Here is a 21,228-nt window from a genome sequence, read left to right as displayed (position 1 = left end):
TTTCTTAGCATAACATTGTCAAAATCAATACTTTTACCCATCAAAAATTCTTATTTAAGTAAGAAATAACTTATCATTGCAACCTTTAATTTATTCGCGTGCTTAAACTATCACATCCGGAATATTTTTTACCTACAGTACATGCTTTAGAGCCCGGCAAGGTCTTATCTTCAGGTACAACCGAGCCTCAACTTATTAGAGGAGTCTGCGTTCAAACCGGAAAAAAATCAGATTATGTAGTCAAATACATTCGGGCGCAAAGAATGTCACCAGAGGCAAGTGGTAGGGAATTAATTGCAGCTCTAATTGCACGCGAATTAGATTTCAATGTGCCAGAACCGGTAATAATAAATATAAGTGACGAGTTTGTTGAATTAATGAGAGGCAAAGACAATTTTCAAGTCGCCAGCAACAGTTTAGGATTTAATTTCGGTAATGAATATAAAACTGGTTACTATCCCGTTCTTAAGGATCAGCCTTTAAATGAATCAATGATTCTAAAGCTTGCAAATCTTTATGCATTAGACATTTTTATTAGCAACGCAGACAGAAGAATGGAAAAGCCGAACTTTTTGACGAATGGGGACGATATTCTTGTTTTCGACCACGAACTGGCATTCGGATTTGCCTTGGAACTTTCATTTTTAAGAAATCGTGAACCGTGGCTTATAAGAGATACCGATAGAGTTTGGATCAATGATAATTTCTGCTATAATAGGATGAGAGGAAATCAATTTGATTTTTCTACATTTACTAACAAATTTTCTAGTATCAATGACTTATTTTGGAATAAGCTTGAAACTATTCTACCGGCAGAATGGTTAAACGAACAGTTCTTTACTATTAAAACTTATTTAAATACCTTAATTGGTGAGGCTGATTTATTTTCCACTGAATTAAATCGGATACTTTTATGATAAAATACGAATATCAAATTTTAAGATATGTACATGACCAAACTTCAGGTGAGTTTGTCAATGTCGGTATTGTCATTTACGAACATAAATCGAAGTTTCTTAAGGCTAAAGTTTTGAATAAGTTTAGCAGAATTTCGAATTTTTTTGAGGAACTAAACGGTTATTTCCTATTAAATACCCTAAAGCATTTTCAAAAGGAAATTGAGTGTATAAGCAAAGATTTTTCTTTTTTCAACTCAAGTGAATTTTTGACTTTGAAGGAAAGCCCATCGCTAAAATCGATTACCAATAAGATTCTTTTGGACGATGACAGCGGAATTAGTCTTACCGATGTCCAGTTTGGATTAGATGTTGAACTAGACAGCGCATTCAACGATCTTTATGAGCGCCTGGTTGATAAATATAACTCGGATGTAAATAAGGAAGTACATACTGACTCGCATGCTTGGACAAAAATATATAAAACATATTTTGATAAATATGGAATCACCCCTAAACTTAAGGATCACACTGTAAAAACGCATAATGACCATATAAAGTTTGATAAGGCATGGAAAAATGGTGTCTGGAATTGCTATCAAAGCCTTGCGTTCGACTTAAAAAAAGAAGATTCAGTTAAGAATAAAGTTTATAAATGGTCTGGTATAATTAAGGAGTTGCAATCGTCCAATGAAAAGATGAATTTGTACTTTCTTACTACGTCTCCAAAAGAAAGCAAACAATTAAATAACTTCATTAAGCATACGTTAACCCAAAAGAATAGTGAAGTTAATGTAACAATTGTCACCGAAGACGAAGCAGAGCAATTTGCCAGCAAAGTGAAGATAGCGATTGAAAAATCTATACTTGGTAATTAAATCCAATATAGTTTCCATCGAATAATATTAAATGAGGAAGGGGATAAAAGCATTCTATCCCCTTCCTCATTTAAAACTCGTTTATCCCCTTGATGTTACCAACTGCCAAGTCAAGAATCTAAAGCACCAGATAAAGCTAACATGATAGTGTTTTCTGGCAAAAAATTGGAATTTCCCTGTAGAAACGTGCGCGCTGAAATGTTAACCTTGTAGTGCAAACAGCGAAAAAAAATAAAGATCTATAAATGAGATATTTATTTTGAATTTTGGTTATTAATTGAGATATTGTTAGGGCCGTAAATGCGACAAAACCCGACGGCGTTTATCAATTTATCACTTAATAATTTGTGCTGCAATAATGAAGATCACGATAGGTATAGCCGACGATCAATTACTGTTTTTGCGGTCACTATCTAATTTGATTAATGAATTTGAAGATTTTGAAGTAATCGTAGATGCTTTAAACGGTGAGGCATTGTTGCGCCAGCTTCCTGAATTACCAAAGCAGCCCGATATCATTTTGGTCGATGTACGGATGCCTGTTATGGATGGTCCCACTACAGTATCCAAATTAGCTACAGCTTATCCCCAGATTAAAACTGTGGCGCTGTCAATGAAGGAGGACGATCATTCGATTCTTAGCATGCTTCGAGCCGGCTGTTCTGCGTACATATTAAAAGATGTGCACCCTATTGAACTGGAAAAAGCTTTAAAAGAAGTCTTGGAAACTGGGTATTATAATAGTGACTCAATCAGTACACATTATCGTCGATTATTGCGAAAGCAGATTTCTGAGGAAGTTAAAATTACTGATCGAGAAATGGTTTTTTTAAGACTGGCCTGCAGTGATTTTACTTACAAGGAAATTGCTTCGAAAATGTTTCTTTCCGAGAAAACGATCGACGGATACCGAGAAGCACTTTTCCATAAGTTAAAAGTTAAGAGCCGAGTAGGGATGGCGCTTGAAGCGTTAAAACTCGAATTAGTTTCTTTTTCCTAATTGCCAGTCGTCTAAGTTGTTCCTGTTAAATTGTAATTAACCAAATCCTTAAATAACTAAATTAAAAAATGATGGAAAACACATTAGGGGGGTTTAAGCCTGAATTAGACCCATTTGAACTGGCTGTTACAATAGGGAGTAATATAGATCCAGCTAACGCGGCAAAAGTTATGGTAAATATTGTTTCAACAAGTAAAGATGCTAAAGGGCTTCATTTAGAAAGTGCAAAATTGAAAGTTGAATATGATTTAGGATCGGAATTTTTTAAGTCGTATGATGCAGCTGCAGGGGGCTATTCAGTAGATACCAGTGAGCTGGGATTTCCTACCACGAATGTTGATAAAGATCCATTTTCGATTGTAGATTTCTCGAACACCCCAGAATGTACAATTACTTTAGGAGCAGATGTTACTTATCTTAATCTCAGAATTCCTATAAGTTTTACCAAGAAAAAGGAGAATGCCACACTTCGATAATTCAATTAGGATGCATTCTCTTTGGTTTAAGAATATAATTCCGTCAAAAATTCAAACCATTTGATTTCTTTGAGCAAGCTGGTTTGAAATGCTGAATTCGGAAAAATGAAATCGTTTGCAACCGGATCTGTTCTTAGTATTCTTGAAGTTGGAAAATAAATAGTTACGCCTTTAGGCGGCACTCCATGATTTCTTTCCCAAGACATTCGACTAGCAATGAAGTAGGGATTTTTGCCGATGGCACTTATTTTTACCAGTTGGAGATAGGTAGTTTCAAAATCGTTTAGCATTGAATCGATTTCATTTAATTGTAGCATCGAAGAGAGCTTTGTCATCCAGTTTATCAAATCAACCATATTGTAGTTGAGCGGAAGATCCATCTCATAACAGGATCTTCTGCTTAATTTGGTGTTGGCTTTGAACAAGACATCTCGTGCTATTTTAGTACGCAGGAACTGTACAAGGGTTTTCATTTTCTCGATGACCCTATCATAACCAGATAGGTCGACCGCAAACATCGCATGCAGCTCGAATTTACGCTCGAGACCTGCTCGAATAAATTTCGCGTTCATAGAAGAGACAGCGATCTCCGCTATTTTTTCCGGATTGATATCCCTAAAGTTGGCGATTGCTTTTAAAATCAAAGTGTAATCGTACCCTGGCTCTGATATAAGTCCTTCAGGTGCCACCAGTAAATTAACACAATCTTTAAGTGAATGGCAGGTATGCATGTTTTGCATGTAACAATTGAACATGATTAATACATCTACCATTCCTGCACTAAAGCCCTTCTTTATCGCTATACCCAATTCATCATTCGTCAAGATATCTTCCGTTTTTTCGGGCATTATTGTATGCATAGCGGTAGTAAAACCTTGTGTGCGCTCAGAGACCTTGGCCAGCCGGGGATATCTATCATTTTTTATTATTGTTAGGATTGGTTCAGACTGAACTGAACTATGCTCCTCGTCCGTAATTTGTTGAAGTATTTTATGGTACGGACTATTGAATAAAGTTCGCTGTTGTAAATTCTCTGCAAAAGTGTTGGATTTAAAAATGCCGAACGCAGAGCCGTGGTCCCACGTAATGAGTAGATTCTTTTCAGCTACAAGCGCTGTTTCTATATCGCGAAATACGGACTGAAGTAATTCCGCGCTTTTGACAATATTTTCCTCAGAATAAGTTTTTGCAATCGTAAATATATTTACAGATGGATTTGTATGATCTGATTCTAATTGAGAGAGATAAGTATGGTCACTAACTTTTATTCTATTTTCGAGATAAACGATGTTTTCGATAATCCAGATTTTGAAATTTGGTGATAGCGGAATACCTTTAATTTCTTCTTTTAACTCACCAAGATATTTACTGGTATCTGCTAATAAATTAGGATCATACGTATTTTCGCTTGCTGCGTCACCTAATTTTGCATAAATTAGGAATATGATATTCCATTTTGGAGTAGAGTCTGCATGAGCCGCCATATCTTACTATGTTTAGGTTTAATTTACTCTTTAAATTGCTATTCCCAAAGCAATGAATCCCGTCTTGTCAATAAATATGTTCAACAAGATGGCTTAAGTAGTTATAATATCAGATCCATTGTGCAGGACCCGATGGGTTTTATATGGATCGCCACCCAAGAAGGGCTGAATTTATTTGACGGTAGAAACTTTACTAAATATACTCATAATAGTAACGGGAATAATAAAATATTAGCAAGTGATGTACGGAGCCTTACTATAGATACTACACGTCACGTAATATGGGTACTAACTAGTATTGGAGGGATTAACGCAATCGACTATCTATCCGGCAAAGTGGTTAGAAGTATTGAAGGTGGACAAGTTGATAACGATGACTGGAATATCTCCATGGTTCTGTGCCAGGAGAAATTGTGGATTGGTTGTATGACCAGTTTAAAAGTGTATGATCTTCATAAAAATCAGTGGATCAAGGGACCGGAAATTCCATTTGAAAGAAATAGCAACGACGAACTCTTCGGCGTAAAAAATATCTTTTTGGATGCTAAGGGGAATATCTGGGCATTTCTGAACCACTACGGGATACTACTGATTGATCCTGCTACCAGACGTGTAAAAGCTAAACTCGGTCTTCAACGTATCTTTTCGCAATCGTCTGAAAATGATCTGAATTTTACTGCTGTCGCCGAGCTTTCGCCAGGTAACTTAATCGTAGGGACTTCTGCAGGCATTAAACTTATTAGTGACTCCGGCCAAACTATAGTTGCCCGAGATCCTGAAGGTACTTTGTCTAGGTTGGGCAAAATCGGAGCGATTGCTCTATCCCGTGATAACATCTACGTAGCGAACAATCTTCACCTATACAAGTTCCAACGTGATCTCAAGAATTATACTAAGCTGTCTGAAGCTAAAAGCAGTTCCAGTGAAAGCTGGTTTACCAACATCCAGAATATGCATATTGATGATGAAGGGAATGGCTGGATTGGGTGCAAACAGGGGTTAGCTTTTCTCTCTAACAAAAAAGCGGCTTTCAAAAGCGTTAGTAACAAAAGCTATAAACAATCCGGTCTCACGCACGTCTATAACGTATTTCCTATTGAGGCCAGTGAGATTCTTGTTAGCCAGGAAAATGGTTTACTTACTTATAATAGCTTAAACGAACAATTTCATAGTATAGATAACAAACGTGCCTTTTATTATGCTTTTCGTGATTTTGATGGAAATATGATCGTAACAGGTGATCAAGGGATGTTTTTATTGAAAAATTATAAACTAACTTCGCTAGCCTCATTATATCCGGAATTAAAACCTATCACTAATTGTTGCATCAATAGTCATCTCTTAATCGGAGACTCCTTATGCGTGATGGGATCGGATAATAATAGAGGAGTGTTCGTTTGGAACTACAAAAAGAAATCGCTTCGAATCATTGACAACAATAGTAAACCAGTAAAACTGAGAAGTAACATCGTAAATCGAGTCTATAGGGATAGTAGCGGGCAAATATGGGTGCTTTCGGACAATGGAATAGACATTTTGAGCCCTGATTTTTCTAATGTCGGAAACCTACATTTAAAAATGCCCGTTAGTGGCGAACCTATAAAGCTGTTTTTTGATATTTGTCAGTCAATGGACTGTTTTTGGATAGCCTGTTATAGCTTCGGCATCCTTCAGGTCAATAAAAATGGAAAGGTTTTGAAAGTCATTAATAGCAGCGACGGTCTGTGTAATGATGGCGTTTATAAAATATTCAACAAGCGCGATAAAAAATTGATTATTACGTCAAATAATGGTTTGTCCGTTATGAGTATGGATGATTTGACATTTACAAATTATTATGAACGGGATGGTCTTCATTCGGATGCTTTTGAAGAAGCCTGCGGTATTGAGGTCAACGGGAAGATTTTTGCTGGCGGACTGAACGGATTCACAATTATTGATCCTGATTTACTGACAAACAATAATATTTCTCCAAAATTGTATTTTAATACGATAAAAATTGACACAAAAAATGGTTTGATCAATGTAAGAGATCTTAAACTCCAGGATTTGATCGTTCCTTACGATGCCTTGCAAACTACGATATCCTTTACTGGTTTAAATTACAATAATCCTGGTAGGGTGAGATTTCGCTATAAAATTGAAGAGATCAACAGTAAATGGATCAACATAGGGGCGCGTAGTTTTATCAATATCATCGGTATCAGCCCGGGAGATTATAATTTGTTTGTTCAGGTCGCTAATGAGGATGGGATCTGGAACCGCTTACCCTTAAAACTTAGGTTGCACTTTCTTCCCCATTGGTATCAAACATGGTGGTTTAAATTGCTCTCAGTGATGATCGTCTTTGGGTTTTTTTATTGGATTTATAGTTATCGGATCAATCAGCTAAAAGTTCAACATGCCATCCGCCGTGATATTGCCAACGATCTTCACGACGACTTAGGCAGCAGCTTAAATTCCATTAAAATGTTTACACACCTGGCTCTCCATAAAAAAGACAATAAGGTATACGTTAACGAAATCGATAGCCTCATTACAAATGCAACTGCAGGACTGCGTGATATGCTTTGGGTTCTGGAGGATTCTAAAGATCGCCTTAGTGAATTAATGGAGAGGATTAAAAAAATTTCATGGACGGTGGCCGAGGCAAGCGGAATTGAGTTTTTTTGCTCAGTTGATCCAGAAATTCGAGGCTGGCATATTTCTAAAACAGAAAAGCGAAATCTACTGCTGATCGCGAAGGAAGCCATAAACAACTGCCTCAAGTATTCGAGCTGTTCTTCAATAAAAGTTTATCTGTGCTCTTCTTCCTCCAAAAGAATCGTACTTAGCATTACTGATGATGGGCGAGGGTTTGATATAAACACCGTTAAAGAGGGTTATGGACTTGGAAATATCCGGTACCGCGCAGAACAAATTAGTTACAACATGCGAGTTATTTCCGAAGTAGGAAAGGGAACTACGATAATTGTCGAAGGATAGAGGTTTACTCAAGCAAAAAAAATGCGCAAATCTGCCTCGCCATATTGTTCAGGCGAGACAGATTAGATTGCAGCTATTCTTTGAAACTACTTCGATAAATTAAAAACTTTTGTTGTGCAGTGTAAAGATTGGGATGTCAATCAGTAAGGACAAATTAAAAACGTTTTTAGGCGGCTTGACATCAAATGTGCTATTTCCCGAATAGAATAGCTTAGGAGTCCGTTTCCACCCGGCAGCGATGGCAATAGGAGTTTTCGGAATTTCGAAAATTGCTTGCGCAGATAGTGAAATAATGCTTTCCAACCGGACATCCTGTTTTAACTGTTCTGTACTATTATCTTTTAGTCTGTAGGAAACAAGGCTACCCAAATCAATCAGTGAAGCAAAGATAGTGATCGGGATGCCATTCCGCTTAGAGCCCCAAGTACCAGCAAAGCCAATTGGCGCATAAACTCCGTTTGCGTAGTTGAAATCATAACCATAACCAACGTAGCCATTAAAAGACACATTCCATGCTGATTTTTGCTTGATTGAATAGCTCCCAGCAGGCAGGGCTACTACCTCTATCGCAGCTTTGACTTCTTCACCATTTTTTGCTTCCAAAATATTCGCCATGAACGTTCCATATTTAATATAGCCATTTTTGAACTGAATATATTTGTCCTTTTCGTCTGGCGTGCCATATTCGGCAAGGGTTGTAAATACCATTGATGTACTTAATATCAACGCTGCGTAATTTTGGGATTTAACATAATAAATGCTATTCACCAGATTGTCTGCAAGTTCCATGTAGGTTGCCAAATCCTTTTTTACATTGCCTGCCTGAGCTGACGGCAGATTGCTAGGTACTATTGTTGCGGTTGTTTTAAGGAAAACAGAAACTGCGGAGGCATAGTTAGCGTATAATAAAATTCCAGATTGATCATTTTTGTCCTTGATGGCCAAGATATCTTTAAATCGATCAGAAGCTTCACTAGCACCATTTGCAAGGGTTGAAAATTGCTGGCCGAAGCGACTTTTCTGTGAAGGCCAATTTTTATTGAGATCAGTCAAAAATGTTTCTAATGTAATCGGTGTAGTTGTTCCAAATTGAATATGATATTGACTTTGGTTCTGTGCGTATAACAGACCAAGGTATAATCTAAATGTGTCTTCTTCAAGAAGATCGCGGACTTGCGTTTTTGTGATCCAAAATCGATCTGTGTCAGTACTTTTAAGGGATTGTGAGATCAATTCCATTAGCTGTATCGAATTGGAAAGATTGTCCGGAAATGATGGTTGGGCAAATGCAGGGTCTTTAGATAGATCATCGATGACATTTACAGGGTTTGTTCCCTTGACTAGACCATCACTAATGATGATTGTCCCTAACGCTGCCCTACCGGCTAAAGTTCCCCAAAAAGCATTAAGCTTATCTACTCGTGTAACCAGGGCTTGCTCGGACCTACTTCTGTCCTTTGGAGATTTCTCATTTGCTGCAATGTATATTTCATCGGCTGTAATTTCACGTAACTTCAATAGATTTTCACTCAAAGAGTTCAGGTCTTTTTGAAAGGCTGCTTTTAGTGCCGGAAGCATTGCATTGTAATTGTAAGATTCTATACTATTAATAAAACCAACGGTGGTAGGAAAAGCAATTCTTGCTTCAGGATAATTCTTTAAAAAATCCTTAAATCTTTCTATAAAAGCAATATCTAGTTCCTCCTTACCCCGTTCAATCAAAAACTGCGCAAGTCCGTCAGCAATGTTATTTACTTTGAGATCACCAATGGCTTTGAGACCACCAGAGGCCAAATTTAAAGGTGAAAAACCTGTACTGTACGTTTGTGCTTCGTCAAAATAAGATGCGATGAAAGGATTTTTGGCAGGATTTTTAAATTCTGATGCTGAGGTAATGCTGCCGCCTATGTATTTCTTCAAAACAGAATACAGCGTGTCTTTGTAAATGGCAGCATTGATAAAATGCTTGTTACTGTCAAGTAACCTGGCTAATTGTACAGCATCGTAATACGGTTGTTGTTGAGCATGCAGAAATTTAAAGACGTGCAGCATCAGAATTAGGAGAATTATCTTTTTCATGGCCAAGGGGTTAATTTTTAATGATATAATGAATTTCAGATCCGATGTTTTGAAATGCTTCATCGACGGTGGAAGCATATTGCGTCAGCAAAGAAAGAATTCCCTGTTTGCTTCGATTTACTGAAGGGGACTGCGCTAACAATAAGGCTGTTATACCTGCCATCAACGCAGTTGATATGCTGCTTCCCGCCTCTTGAAAATAATAGTGGCGATGTTTGATACTACAACACCAGGCATTAAAGTCAGGGATAATGATTAATGGTGCCGGCAAACTATTCCAGTGTTGTTCGATCAAAGATTTTGTCAATGAGCACACTGGAATTACACCGGGACAATTTGCCGGAAAAAGGTCCGTCAACCTGGATAAGTCATTATCATCATTGTATTCTTTGGTCGACGCAAAAAAAACCGTATTGTTGGAAGCGCCGGTTAAGCTGATTATATGTTGTATAGACGGAAGTGCAGCCACAAATGGTCGTCCTATGGACATATTGATGATATCAACTCTTCGCTCTAAAAGATGTCTCATTCCTAGTTCTACACTGGAAAAATCTTGAGGATCGTTTTGATCGTACATTACTTTGGCAAGGCGAAGCAGAACATTGGGCGCTATACCCGTAATACCGTTTTTGGAAAACGGATAAGCGGCGATTAAAGAAGCCATTGCGGTGCCGTGCCCTTGTACATCAAGATCAGCGACGGCCGATTTAGTAAAATCGATAGATTCAATTACATTCCGGGATAAATCCAAATGTTGCCTTTCAATACCAGAGTCTAAAACGCCTACACTAATTCCTGATCCCCCTTTTATCTTGATATTATTCGGTATTTTTTTGACCTTGCCATTCCAATTTATTGGAACGTTAGGAAAATTTGCAACTGATTTAAATTGCTCTATTCCTTGCGTTGTCGCAGTAATTACTTTTGGTTCCACAGCATCTCTGGAAACCATATTGTTGAGGTGGTCAGCTTTCCACATTGGCGATGAACCACCGAACGGAATTTTACCGTTTATTTCTTCGTCGGTCAGGAAGATAGTAGCACCTCTATTGAGCGAACCAACATAATTAGTATCATCAACATCGGTCGCACTACTCCGAATATTTAGGATATCCTTGGTAACAATGTATTCTTTCATCTTATGCAAAGGCTTTTGGGTTAGGTTTTCTATTTGTGGTATTAGCTTTAGCCATTCCAGGGTCCTTATCTTCAGGTTTTGTTCCGCTGATCCTCAAATTCATAAACTTATTCAGGAGATCGAACCAGAATGGAGAACCGAGGGATACTGCCAGGGCTGTGATCAGGAAGCCTAGTAGATTTTTCAAGGACATTTGTTTCCAGAGAACATATGTTAATTTGTAGCCAATGTGTTCTTTTTTCGGTTTTTCACCTATAATTTTAATTAACTCCTCTTTATTCTTAGCAAGGACTGAGTCTCCATGAAGAGCGGCTCGATAGCCGGTTTCCCAAACCGGCGAGACTTTTTTAACAGGCCCGTATTTCGACCAAAATGAATCTGGCGAGGGTTTGTGGTCAAATATATTTGCAGGCAATTTTTCTGGGAATTGCTCGAAGACTGGGTTCCCGTTCCGTATTACTGCCGAATCCTTAGCCCAGGCTATTGAATCATTCTTATATCCGAAATCTCCCCAGCCCAAGCCGAGAGCTACATTTTGTTTAGCTATGTTATTATTGTATATCGCTTGAATATTTCGTACACCTCGACCAACTTTGTCATCTTCCGCAGGTGAAGCTGCTTCGTTTTTTGCTCTTTCTGCCAGCTCTTTGTTGATGTAATCCCCAGCACTTTTTACCATCACTTCACGTAAAGTTTTATCTGTCGCCAGCTTGTCAACTATTTCGAGTGTATTCACATTGAACAATAGAGCCAGAACCAGACCAATCAGAAGTAGAATTTTTGAAGCTTGCTTTTTGTACCAACCTGTTACACGTTCCATTCCTTCATTGTACCAGTCTTCCAGTAGTAATTTAAAGCGCACGAGGTCTCCATTAGCCCTATCTATATAGATTTTTAGAATCCCTGCAGTTTCTGTGCTAAGCGGATCACTAGGATCGTTTGCTTTATTTATAATTGTATCTCCAATCTCGCTAAGTAGCACAGGACGACCAAGAGATGGACTCAACAAGTCGATCATAATATTGGAAAAGGCGTCGGCTGGCAGGTAAGCTGGTTTTTTTGAGAGTAGCGACTGTTCAGATGACCTGATGTATAAGGGATGCGCTGTAAACGCGGCAGTAAATAAACTAGCTTTTCTGCAAAGCTTGCTTTGCATAGTCAAGCTTTTTTTAGGCTTCTTTTTTAATCTCGCCAGATTGTTTTTTTTATCCTTTTCATATTTTTCCAACAGAGCAGCCGACGCTTTGTCATTATCTTCGAGTAAAGACGCCTTATTGGTCCCCAGCTCGTCGACGAGCTGCTGGTGTTTGTCGTTGACATCTTTTAATAATCTTGCGTAATCATTCTCTTTTTTTCGAAACGCTTCCGATTCAACTTTGCAATTCGCGACTGCTCGATCGTGAAAAGATTTATATATTACCTTCCCATGGCTGGACATATTATTTATCCTACCTCTAAAAGTCACTGCAAAATGAAACAACTTATCCCACCAATAATAACTGTAGTTTTTACCATCAAGAAGTTGTTCCAAGCCACGTTCTAACATTCGACCTCTATAGCTGAATAGAGTGGCGACCAATTCTTTAATTGTTGTTGCTAGTAGGCTGTATAATACATATATAAATATTAAGCCAATACTAATGTCTAAAATGGGATTATTGAGCATAGTACTTAGATTTGAGGTTACACGAATACTATTCGAAATTACCTTCAATATAAGCCCCTATCAACGGGGAAAATCCCGGTATTTTAAGAGGTTATTCTCCTGTATATCGCATTGTTGGCATTAAAATAAGATCTAACCGCAGGTACGCGGGCCACCATACACTATACCGCCAATGGTTCAAATAACGTTCTTGGAAACTATACAAAGGGGGTGAAAGATTTCTTTCACCCCCTTTCACTGTTTTTGACTTTTCTAAACAACTTCTTTTGCACTAAATAATGTTAAGCAAACGTATTTAAAAGCAAAATTTACTAATCATGGCAGGAATAGAAATCGCGACTAAGCAGGATTTAATCGAAATGGAAGAAAGATTAATTAGAGAAATGAGAAAGTCAAACCAATCGGGCGAGGAACCGAAAAGGCTTCTTAAAAGCTATCAAGTGAAAAACCTACTAAAAATCTCCCCCGGCACATTGCAAAATCTCCGGGTAAACGGCACGCTCCCATTTACAAGGGTTGGCGGTATCATCTATTATAAATACGAGGATATTATGAAAATTTTTGAGCAAGCAAAAGAAAAAATTAAAGCAGGCCAGTAATCAGTTTTAGAACACACCGATCCATTGCAACGCTTAAACAGCCGGAAGCAGCAAGCCTTTAAACTGTCAAGGACAGCGCACCCTCAAAACAAATTAACATGCGCTGTTTATATATCCTTGACAGTTTAAAGGCGGTGCTAATTTTGTGACTGTGGTGCTAATGGGTCTTCCCTGATTCATTAATCATCACTTAGATGGCAAGGCCGAAGCTTACCGAAGATAATCTGCGCTCGATCAACTTTACCGTCAGGCTAACACCCGCTGAACTAAAAAAGTTGGAAGCCACTGCTAGACTATGTGGCAAGGCTCCGGGGCTGCTTATGCGTGACCGGTTTTTTAAAGGGCGGTTCCCTGAACCTAAAACACCCAAACTCGACTATGATACTTATTTTGAGTTAAAAAAGATCGGTGTAAACCTAAACCAGCTTACAAGGAAAGTCAATGCAAATATATTCCCTAATGGATTACTAAGTGTGCTTGCAAAACTGCAACAGCAGCAGGATATAATTATTAAACTTTTATTGGATGATAGCCAGTCAGAAAATTGGTAAAAGCTTTATGGGGGCATTAAATTATAACTTGAAAAAGCTTAATCATGCAGAGCTGAAGCAAAGAGCGGAGTTATTGGAAACAAATTTCACGAGCCTGGACAAAGATATGATCAGGCGGGAGATTGATATGGTACGTGAACAAAGACCGAACCTTAATAGATATGTCTATCATACCAGTCTGAATTTCCATAAAGAAGATATTTTATCTAATGAACGACTTTTGGAGATTGCGCACCAGTACTTACAAGCAAACGGGTTTACCAATAACCAATATTTCATATTCCGGCATCACGATGCCGATCATCCGCATTTGCACTTGCTTTTAAACAGGATAACGTTCGATGGGAAGGTGGTTTCAGATAGCAATAATTACAAGAGAAGTGAAAGTATTTTAAGGAGCATCGAAAAACAGTTCAATCTGACAAGGGTGCAATCCAGTCAAAATACCCCACTGCGCGCGGCAAACAAGGACGAATTAGAAATGGTAATCCGGACAGGCAAACCATCCGAAAAAATGGTAATACAAGAAAAAATAAAGAAGCTATTAAATCAAAAAAACCTTACGATTTCAGAGTTCATCAGGAAAGGAGAGCAGGCCGGGATCAGTTTTCTTTTTAACCAGGCATCAACAGGAAGGGTTAGTGGCATAACCTATTTCCATGAGGGTTTTAAGATAACGGGGCAGGCACTTGGGAACAGATTTAAATGGGCAGAAATTCTAAATAACATCAGTTATGAGCAAGTTAGAGACAGCAAAGCAATTAGCGAATTAAGCAGATCGTTGCACAAACACAACGATCTGCTTTTATCATAATCTTCAAGCTGTCGAAACTTATATCATGAATTCATTTAATAATGTTCAGTTATCCTTTATTGCAAGCACGTAGTTCGATAACTGCTGAACCGGGAAAAGATCGGTTAGCCCGTGCCGGTCCTGCTCCATGTCTTACTGGCTAAACAAACCACAGCCGTACTCGAAGCTTTTGAGGAATTGGTCACCGCCATGCCGCAGGTCCAGATCTGTTCGCTGGTCCCCGGCGACCGGAATATTATCCTCCACGTCAGCGCGCCCAGCTCTCAGCATTACCATCCTTTCGTGATGGAGAAGATCACTGTCCATGTGAATATCACCCGGGTGAAAAGCAATTTTGTGATGAAGGAGTGCAAAAATTACGGACCGTTCAGTTTATAAACAGCTAGGCTGTCTTCGACGGAAATTCCGTAAATTTAACAGCTATGGAGCTTCGCTATCTTTCCGTAGGCTGTGCCGACGCCATTCATATTTTATTGCCGGGTCCGGGCGGCCGGGACCAGCATATCCTCGTCGACAGCGGCAGCGAACGCGGCGATTACCCGGGTACACTGCGCCAGGAAATGGAAGCGATCGCCGCCCGCGGCGAAAGCATCGACCGCTGGATCATCACCCACATCGACGACGATCACATTGGCGGCCTGTTGCGCTTCCTCAGTGATACGCCGCTGCGTAACCAACTGCCGCTGGATCATACCGAGATCTGGTTCAACTACTGCGAGCCGGACCCCGGCTTACGGCTAGGCAATCGGGAGAAGAAAAGTGTCGGCCAGGCCATCCGTCTGCGCGACTACCTCCGGGCCAATAGCCGGCTCAGCGAGCAGCTGACCACCGACAGCCGGCCGGCGGCCATCGGCGAATTGCAGTTCACGCTGCTGTCGCCCACGGCGGCGAAGCTCGAACAACTGGCCGCTCAATGGCAGCTGGAAGAGGAAAGCCGCACTGCACGCCAGCAAAAATCCGCCCGCCAAAGCGACTATGGCATCCGGCTGGAAGCGTTCGATCCCGATACCCAGGGTACCGACCCCAACGTTTTTAACGGCTCATCCATCGCCTGCTTGCTGGATTACCGCGGCAAGCGCGTGCTGTTGACTGGTGACAGTCACCCCGAGGTACTTGTTGCGCAATTAAAAGCGCTAGGCTACGCAGATGCCGACGACCGGCGACTGGTACTCGATCACCTGCAGCTGGCCCACCACGGCAGCGAAGCCAATACGAGCGCCGAGCTGCTACGCCTGATCGACTGCCGGCGGTTCGTGATCAATGCCAACGGCATCAAGCACAACCTACCCAACAAACGGCTGCTGGCGCGCCTGCGCGCCTGTTACCCCGGACAGCAGCTACAGGTCTACCTGACCCATGACAATAGATTCACCCGCTCGATCCTCGCGGTCGATCAGCCGCTCCAAGACCTGGAACTGATCTTCCCGCCGGCGGGCCAGAAGTATATTAGCCTAAGCTTATGAACCCTATCGATCCATTTATCCTCCAGGTGCGGACCGCAGAAGGCGGTTTGGGCACCGGTCTGATCGTATTGCCCGAACACGCGCCGGACCAGGCATACGTCCTGACCGCCCTGCATCTGCTGCGCGAACAAGACCACCTGCCGCTGGCCGAAAAGACAGGCATCAGCCTGGTCTTCCACCAGCAGGCGGAACCTTATACGCTGACCGCAAGCGACGGCCTGCTGATCGGCGATAACCTGGAGACCGAAGACTTGGCCATCCTGATCGTTCCCCGCAGCGCCCTGCCGGCCGCGATCAGCAGTCAGCCCGGCCCGCGGCTGATCAGCCTGGGCGGCCAGGAACAGGACGCCGTTACCTCCGGTTATCCCAAAGCCACGGAAAACCGGCACCGGCTCAGTCTTTACCAATGCCGCTTGCTCGGCGACCGGGAATATCCCGACGAACTGCAGCTGGAGGTGAGCGACCCCCTGACGGAAAACCATGATGCGGCTGACCTGGTCGAAGGTTATTCTGGCGGCCCCGTGTACCTGGAGGTCCGCGGCGCTGCCGGCATCGCTGCCATCTTCCTGGGCTACGATGAACTGACCCGGCGCATCAAAGCCATGCGCTGTAGCTTCGTCAACATCTTGCTGGGCCGTAACGGGCTGCCGGAACTGGCGCTGCCAACCATGGAAACGGATACCGTGATTCTGGACGACCTGGCCCAATTACAGCAAAATACAGCGCGCGTACTGCGCCGGATCCAGACCGATTGCGGCGGTATCCGGCTCGAACGTTCAGTGCTTGGAGAAAACCTCCGGGGACTGCTGGCTGCGCATAAACTCACGATCGTTTACGGACGACCCGGGATGGGCAAATCGGCCCTGGTCAAGGCCGCCCTGACGGAAAGCAGCGATACGGCGCTGATCGCGCTGCAGGGCGAGCAGCTGGACCGGCCCAGCATCAAGGCGATCTTCAGCGATGCGCCTTTCGGTATCCGCACAGCCGTTGAAAAGCTGCTGGACAGCCCGGCCCTGCCCGCGCAAAAGATCCTGCTGGTGGACAGCATCGAAAAGCTGCTGGAGACCACCAATGCCGACACCGTCATCGACCTTTTCAGCCTACTGCGCGAGCGGCGGGACCTGCGCCTGGTGCTGACCACGCGGAGCTATGCCCTTGACCAGCTCAAACTCCGCTTCCTGCAACAATACAGCCGCTACGGCGACCTGGAGGTGACCGCGCTGAGCGAGCCGGAACTCAGCCAGTTGACCAATGTCTTCCCTTTCCTGGTGCCGCTGCTGGCGCAGCCCTCGCTCAAAAGGATTCTGGAAATCCCGTTCAATATCGATAAGGCGACGCGGATCAAGGCCGCGGCCTTTAACGGCATCACCAGCGAACGCGCCTTTAAAACCCTGATGTGGGAGCAGCTCATCGAGCAGGCCGCCACGCGCCCCCTTGCCCACGACCGCGAACGGCGCCCCCGGACCTTTACCGAAGCTGCGCGTCAGCGCGCTACGGCGCTAACCCCTTATGTGGCCGTGACCGGCGTAGACGCGGCGACCCTGGCCGAACTCGTTCGGGATGAACTGCTTGAGGCCGATCCCGTCCGGCCTGCCTTTGTGGCACCGGCGCACGATATTTACGAGGATTGGGCGCTAACGCGGCTCATCGAGGCGGCTTTCCGGCAGCATATAATTTCAGCGACCATCCAGGATTTTTATGCCCATATCGGCGAAGCGCCGGCCATGCGCCGGGCCTTTCGCCTGTGGATCGCCGAAGAACTGCACCTGGCCGACTACAATATCAGCGACCTGATTAGCCGGAGTCTGCACGACCCGGCCATCGGCCGCCAATGGCAGGATGAAATCCTGATCGCTATCATGCAGTCGCCCTACAGCCAGCGGTTCCTCGCCACCCACCAGGATCTGCTGCTGGCGGACGGTCACCAATTGTTCCGCCGCTGCGCGCTGTTGCTGCGGGTGGCCTGCCAGACCCCGGACCTTCGCCTCGTACCGCTGCTGGATTCCGATGAACAAAATTATATCTATCATAACCATTACCTGCGGCCTTACGGGGACGGCTGGGCGAACCTGCTCTATTTTATTGAGCAGCACCTCGATGAACTCGCGCCTTCCTATGCACAGATTATTCCCGTGGTCCGCCAGTGGCAGAAAACCCTGCAACTGGTCGCCGAACTACCGCCCGAAGCCGCGAGCGCGGCACGTATCCAATATCAGTATTTCCGCTATTTCCTGGCGCATTACGATGATGAGGATTTTGAGGCGCCCAAGGAAAGGGACGACAAGAAAGGCATAGAACTGCTTTACCGGACCGCCGCGCTGATCCCGAACCAGGTGGGCGAACTGCTCGACCTGCTGCTGGCGCGAACAGCGCGGGAAAGCTATAAAATCAGTGGCCTGCTGGACGATATGGGCAAAAAAGCGCTCAGCTTTGAGCACAGCCTGCAGCTGGTGAAACTATTTCCGGACAAGATCATTGCGCTGGCCCGGCGCTCCTGGTTTTACCGCCGGCCGAGCGCCGAAGAGCTGGAACAGGCGGGCCGCCGGAGCCGGTTGCTGCCCTACGTTCGCCAGGAAAGTACCGAAGAGCAGTTCGGGGTTACGGAAAAGTTCGGTGACCGGCATAGCCCGCCCTGCGCTTACCAGACTCCGGCTTGGCACCTGCTGAACAACCACCCGCGCCAGGCGCTGGCTTTCCTGCTGGAAGTGTTCGACCATTTCGCCGAAACGATGTTCGCGTCCGATTACCTCCAGCGGGAAAGTTCAATGTGGCCGGATGACCAGCGGCGCGAACTGACCTTGGTCTTCGCGGATGGGCAGACCGTGACCCAAAAGGCCAGCCGCTCGCTGTGGAACCAGTACCGCGGCCGGTATATCGCTACGCCTTACCTGCTGACCGCCCTGCTGATGACGCTGGAGAAATGGTTGCTTGACTGGGCGGAAATGGCTACCGATGCGGAAATGGACGCCGAAACCCGGAAAATGGCGCGGAAGCTCGTGCGTAACCAGGCGGATCAATTGCTGCGGCGCAGCCACTCCATCGCGGTCAGTGCGGTGGTGGTCAGCGCTGCCAAGGCTTATCCCGACCTGCTGGCCGATCTCGTGCTGCCGGTGCTGGAGTTTGCGGAACTATACAACTGGGACCTGAACCGACAGGTGAGCGAACGCGGGCAGAGGCCGGGCGGCTACGATGTGCCCGACTATATCAAACAGGAGGTGAAACGGGCCGATGGCCAACCGCAGCACCGCATCCCCTTGCACATCTTTGTGCAGCGCCTGAACGATTCCGGGCTGCAAGCCGCGGTCTATGCGCTGCTGGACCGGATGAAGGTTGCCGCCAGACCAGAGGATACCCAATGGCGGCTCCTGCTGGCGCAAATGGACCTGCGGGATGCGGAGGTGCTGGCCGAGCTGCCGCAAGGCAAACTGGTGCAGCCGAAGATCGATCCCGACCTGGAACCCGTGGTCGAAGAAGCCCGCCAGCAACAGGCCGAACTGCAGCCCGTGCGGCGCTCTGGGGACTGGAACTTGCGGAAATGGCAGAACGAAACCGTAGACGCAGATGGCTACGCCGCCTGGCAGGAACATTACCGGGTGGTCTCGCGCCTGAGGGCCCAGACGGATACGACCCGGCTCTTCGTTTACCCGGGCATCACCGCAGCGATCGGCATCCGGGATTATTTCGACCAGCTCAGCGCGGCCGAAAAGGATTGGTGTATCGAAAAGATCTTTTACATCGCCGCCGCCGAGATCCAGTCCAGCCACCAGGCTTTTCCCGATCATCAGGACAAAAGCTACAGCGCCTTTGATCCTGAACCTGCCCTCTGGGCGCTGGTTGCCTTGGCGGTTCACACCGATGGGGAGACGCGGCAGCAAGCCCGGGGTCTGCTGTTTGCCGGACTGATCTATATCCATAATGACCTGCAGCGGGAGGTTTTGTTCGACCGGTTCCGCGCGGTGATTTGGCCGGTTGACCCCGGTTTCGCCCTGGCCATCATCGCCGGGCTGGTGCGCTACGCTGGCATTGCCCACCTGTACCAGCGCATCCGCCATTATCAGCCCGCTTACTATTACCGCAGCGCCCAGCGCCGGTCGAAATGGGGACGCCTGCGCCAGCGCTGGGCGGACAAGCTCGGGACCCTGCTGCTGGGCCGCGAGCGCTACCAGGCGAAGATCGAGGCGCAGGCGCAGACCGCCAGCGACCAGTGGCTGGAAGTTTTCAATGCGCAAGCGAATGCCATCGCCGAAGACGTGCTCGAAGGCGAGCAGACGTTGGTCTTCCCGGCAACTGTAGCACCGGCGGCCATCCAGCCGCTGACCGATGCCTTCAGTCTGCTGCCGGTCAGCGGCCATGCCGATGTGACGGCGCCCTTTCTGGAATTTATGATCACTTTTATGGCCGGCCAGATCCACCGCGATACCGACCACGGACAGGAGAAGATTCCTTATGAGCTGCAGCAGCATTTTACCAAAGCGCTGGCAGCTTTCCTGCTGCATCAGCCGTCAGCCGGGGCGCTGGCCACCTTTACCAAATTATGGAATGAAGTGTTCCACGGGACAAGTCAGCCGAAGTATTATAACGACCCGCGCGTGGAATTGATCAAAATGACGCTGAAAGAAATGCTTTGGGCACTCGATCTTTCCGGGGCCTATCCTCATGCGTTTTGGGCGATCTGGCAGTTCATGGCCGCCCAGAGAAAGGTGATGCCGACACGGGCTTTTGATGCTTTGCTGCTCTTCAACAGCGGGCTGCGGCTGAACCAGACCTGGCCCGGCCTGGCAGGTCACCAGGGTTTCTTCAAAGACCTGATCGGTACGCTCAGCGATGTCGAGGAGACGGCCCGCCTGCTCTCCGGGATCGGCTTTGACCACCTGATGCCTGAAGCACTGGAATGGTACAGCGAGCTAATCCGGAATAAAGACCTCGCCGAGGAAAAGGCGGTCTTTCTGACCGAAAAACTTATCATCAATACCTATTATAACCGTGGTATTCGGCAGACGGTCAAAGGGAACTATGTCCTGCGCAGCAGCCTGGCGCATATCTTAGACCGACTGATCGATGCAAGTTCCGCTACGGCCTTTGTGATCCGTGACGACCTGCTTTCGGTCAATTAATGGGGTGAGATTTCGCCGGTAAGTCGGACAGGTACCTGGAAATTGCGAATGGCTTATTGCCGTTTTAATACTCCAATTATTTGTT

The 21,228-nt window shown here is 44.9% G+C and carries 15 protein-coding genes; 11 read left to right on the top strand and 4 right to left on the bottom strand.

Annotation, left to right across the window (positions count from 1 at the left end):
- Positions 1 to 98: 98 nt before the first annotated feature.
- From J2W55_RS07485 to J2W55_RS07470, 4 genes are all read left to right on the top strand, one after another.
- Positions 99 to 917, top strand: a complete 819-nt coding sequence (locus J2W55_RS07485) for a HipA family kinase (RefSeq protein ID WP_310093754.1) — start codon at positions 99 to 101, stop codon at positions 915 to 917.
- Positions 914 to 1,774, top strand: a complete 861-nt coding sequence (locus J2W55_RS07480; RefSeq protein ID WP_310093751.1) for a DUF3037 domain-containing protein — start codon at positions 914 to 916, stop codon at positions 1,772 to 1,774. The genes J2W55_RS07485 and J2W55_RS07480 overlap by 4 nt, the downstream gene beginning before the upstream one ends.
- A gap of 358 nt (positions 1,775 to 2,132) precedes the next feature.
- Positions 2,133 to 2,774 (top strand): response regulator transcription factor, encoded by a 642-nt coding sequence (locus tag J2W55_RS07475; RefSeq protein ID WP_310093747.1) that lies wholly within the window; start codon positions 2,133 to 2,135, stop codon positions 2,772 to 2,774.
- Between the two features lie 68 nt (positions 2,775 to 2,842).
- Entirely contained in the window at positions 2,843 to 3,250 is a 408-nt protein-coding gene (locus J2W55_RS07470; RefSeq protein ID WP_310093744.1) for a hypothetical protein, read from the top strand.
- 26 nt (positions 3,251 to 3,276) lie between these two features.
- Here J2W55_RS07470 and J2W55_RS07465 read toward each other — a convergent pair whose 3' ends face one another.
- Entirely contained in the window at positions 3,277 to 4,734 is a 1,458-nt protein-coding gene (locus J2W55_RS07465; RefSeq protein WP_310093741.1) for a clostripain-related cysteine peptidase, read from the bottom strand.
- Between J2W55_RS07465 and J2W55_RS07460 the strand changes: the two genes are divergently transcribed.
- The gene (locus J2W55_RS07460) at positions 4,723 to 7,719 is read left to right on the top strand and encodes a ligand-binding sensor domain-containing protein (RefSeq protein ID WP_310093738.1); all 2,997 of its coding nucleotides are present in this window, start codon (positions 4,723 to 4,725) and stop codon (positions 7,717 to 7,719) included. The two genes, J2W55_RS07465 and J2W55_RS07460, sit on opposite strands and share 12 nt — an antisense overlap.
- A gap of 99 nt (positions 7,720 to 7,818) precedes the next feature.
- Here the strand turns inward: J2W55_RS07460 and J2W55_RS07455 are convergent, their stop codons facing one another.
- Genes J2W55_RS07455 through J2W55_RS07445 form a run of 3 tightly spaced genes read right to left on the bottom strand, consistent with a single transcriptional unit; the run spans position 7,819 to position 12,602 of the window.
- The gene (locus tag J2W55_RS07455) at positions 7,819 to 9,798 is read right to left on the bottom strand and encodes a hypothetical protein (protein ID WP_310093735.1); all 1,980 of its coding nucleotides are present in this window, start codon (positions 9,796 to 9,798) and stop codon (positions 7,819 to 7,821) included.
- Positions 9,799 to 9,808: 10 nt separating this feature from the next.
- Positions 9,809 to 10,936 (bottom strand): S8 family peptidase, encoded by a 1,128-nt coding sequence (locus tag J2W55_RS07450; RefSeq protein WP_310093733.1) that lies wholly within the window; start codon positions 10,934 to 10,936, stop codon positions 9,809 to 9,811.
- A gap of 1 nt (position 10,937) precedes the next feature.
- Entirely contained in the window at positions 10,938 to 12,602 is a 1,665-nt protein-coding gene (locus tag J2W55_RS07445) for a hypothetical protein (protein ID WP_310093731.1), read from the bottom strand.
- Positions 12,603 to 12,919: 317 nt separating this feature from the next.
- Between J2W55_RS07445 and J2W55_RS07440 the strand changes: the two genes are divergently transcribed.
- From J2W55_RS07440 to J2W55_RS07420, 6 genes are all read left to right on the top strand, one after another.
- Complete coding sequence (locus J2W55_RS07440) at positions 12,920 to 13,201, top strand: helix-turn-helix domain-containing protein (RefSeq protein ID WP_310093729.1); 282 nt, start codon at positions 12,920 to 12,922, stop codon at positions 13,199 to 13,201.
- Between the two features lie 194 nt (positions 13,202 to 13,395).
- Positions 13,396 to 13,752, top strand: a complete 357-nt coding sequence (locus J2W55_RS07435) for a plasmid mobilization protein (RefSeq protein WP_310093726.1) — start codon at positions 13,396 to 13,398, stop codon at positions 13,750 to 13,752.
- A complete protein-coding gene (locus tag J2W55_RS07430) occupies positions 13,727 to 14,566 on the top strand; it encodes a relaxase/mobilization nuclease domain-containing protein (RefSeq protein ID WP_310093723.1) in 840 nt (279 codons plus the stop codon). Before J2W55_RS07435 ends, J2W55_RS07430 begins: the two co-directional genes overlap by 26 nt.
- Before the next feature lie 111 nt (positions 14,567 to 14,677).
- On the top strand, positions 14,678 to 14,944 hold the full coding sequence (locus J2W55_RS25745; protein WP_374726362.1) for an Lrp/AsnC family transcriptional regulator: 267 nt from the start codon (positions 14,678 to 14,680) through the stop codon (positions 14,942 to 14,944).
- A 44-nt stretch (positions 14,945 to 14,988) separates the two neighbouring features.
- On the top strand, positions 14,989 to 16,029 hold the full coding sequence (locus J2W55_RS07425) for a ComEC/Rec2 family competence protein (RefSeq protein WP_310093720.1): 1,041 nt from the start codon (positions 14,989 to 14,991) through the stop codon (positions 16,027 to 16,029).
- Positions 16,026 to 21,143: an AAA family ATPase gene (locus J2W55_RS07420; protein WP_310093717.1), complete on the top strand. Its 5,118-nt coding sequence runs from the start codon at positions 16,026 to 16,028 to the stop codon at positions 21,141 to 21,143. Before J2W55_RS07425 ends, J2W55_RS07420 begins: the two co-directional genes overlap by 4 nt.
- The last annotated feature ends 85 nt before the right edge of the window (positions 21,144 to 21,228 follow it).

Origin of the sequence: Mucilaginibacter pocheonensis (assembly GCF_031456535.1) — a bacterium.
Classification (GTDB): Bacteria; Bacteroidota; Bacteroidia; order Sphingobacteriales; family Sphingobacteriaceae; genus Mucilaginibacter; species Mucilaginibacter pocheonensis.
This window is presented reverse-complemented; position numbering and strand designations above follow the sequence as displayed.

Excerpts from the sequence above, each read along its gene's own strand:
- J2W55_RS07480 (WP_310093751.1), top strand. The coding sequence starts at position 914 with ATGATAAAATACGAATATCAAATTTTAAGATATGTACATGACCAAACT.
- J2W55_RS07475 (WP_310093747.1), top strand. The coding sequence starts at position 2,133 with ATGAAGATCACGATAGGTATAGCCGACGATCAATTACTGTTTTTGCGG.
- J2W55_RS07470 (WP_310093744.1), top strand. The coding sequence starts at position 2,843 with ATGATGGAAAACACATTAGGGGGGTTTAAGCCTGAATTAGACCCATTT.
- J2W55_RS07460 (WP_310093738.1), top strand. The coding sequence starts at position 4,723 with ATGAGCCGCCATATCTTACTATGTTTAGGTTTAATTTACTCTTTAAAT.
- J2W55_RS07465 (WP_310093741.1), bottom strand. The coding sequence starts at position 4,734 with ATGGCGGCTCATGCAGACTCTACTCCAAAATGGAATATCATATTCCTA.
- J2W55_RS07455 (WP_310093735.1), bottom strand. The coding sequence starts at position 9,798 with ATGAAAAAGATAATTCTCCTAATTCTGATGCTGCACGTCTTTAAATTT.
- J2W55_RS07450 (WP_310093733.1), bottom strand. The coding sequence starts at position 10,936 with ATGAAAGAATACATTGTTACCAAGGATATCCTAAATATTCGGAGTAGT.
- J2W55_RS07445 (WP_310093731.1), bottom strand. The coding sequence starts at position 12,602 with ATGCTCAATAATCCCATTTTAGACATTAGTATTGGCTTAATATTTATA.
- J2W55_RS07440 (WP_310093729.1), top strand. The coding sequence starts at position 12,920 with ATGGCAGGAATAGAAATCGCGACTAAGCAGGATTTAATCGAAATGGAA.
- J2W55_RS07435 (WP_310093726.1), top strand. The coding sequence starts at position 13,396 with ATGGCAAGGCCGAAGCTTACCGAAGATAATCTGCGCTCGATCAACTTT.
- J2W55_RS07430 (WP_310093723.1), top strand. The coding sequence starts at position 13,727 with ATGATAGCCAGTCAGAAAATTGGTAAAAGCTTTATGGGGGCATTAAAT.
- J2W55_RS07425 (WP_310093720.1), top strand. The coding sequence starts at position 14,989 with ATGGAGCTTCGCTATCTTTCCGTAGGCTGTGCCGACGCCATTCATATT.
- J2W55_RS07420 (WP_310093717.1), top strand. The coding sequence starts at position 16,026 with ATGAACCCTATCGATCCATTTATCCTCCAGGTGCGGACCGCAGAAGGC.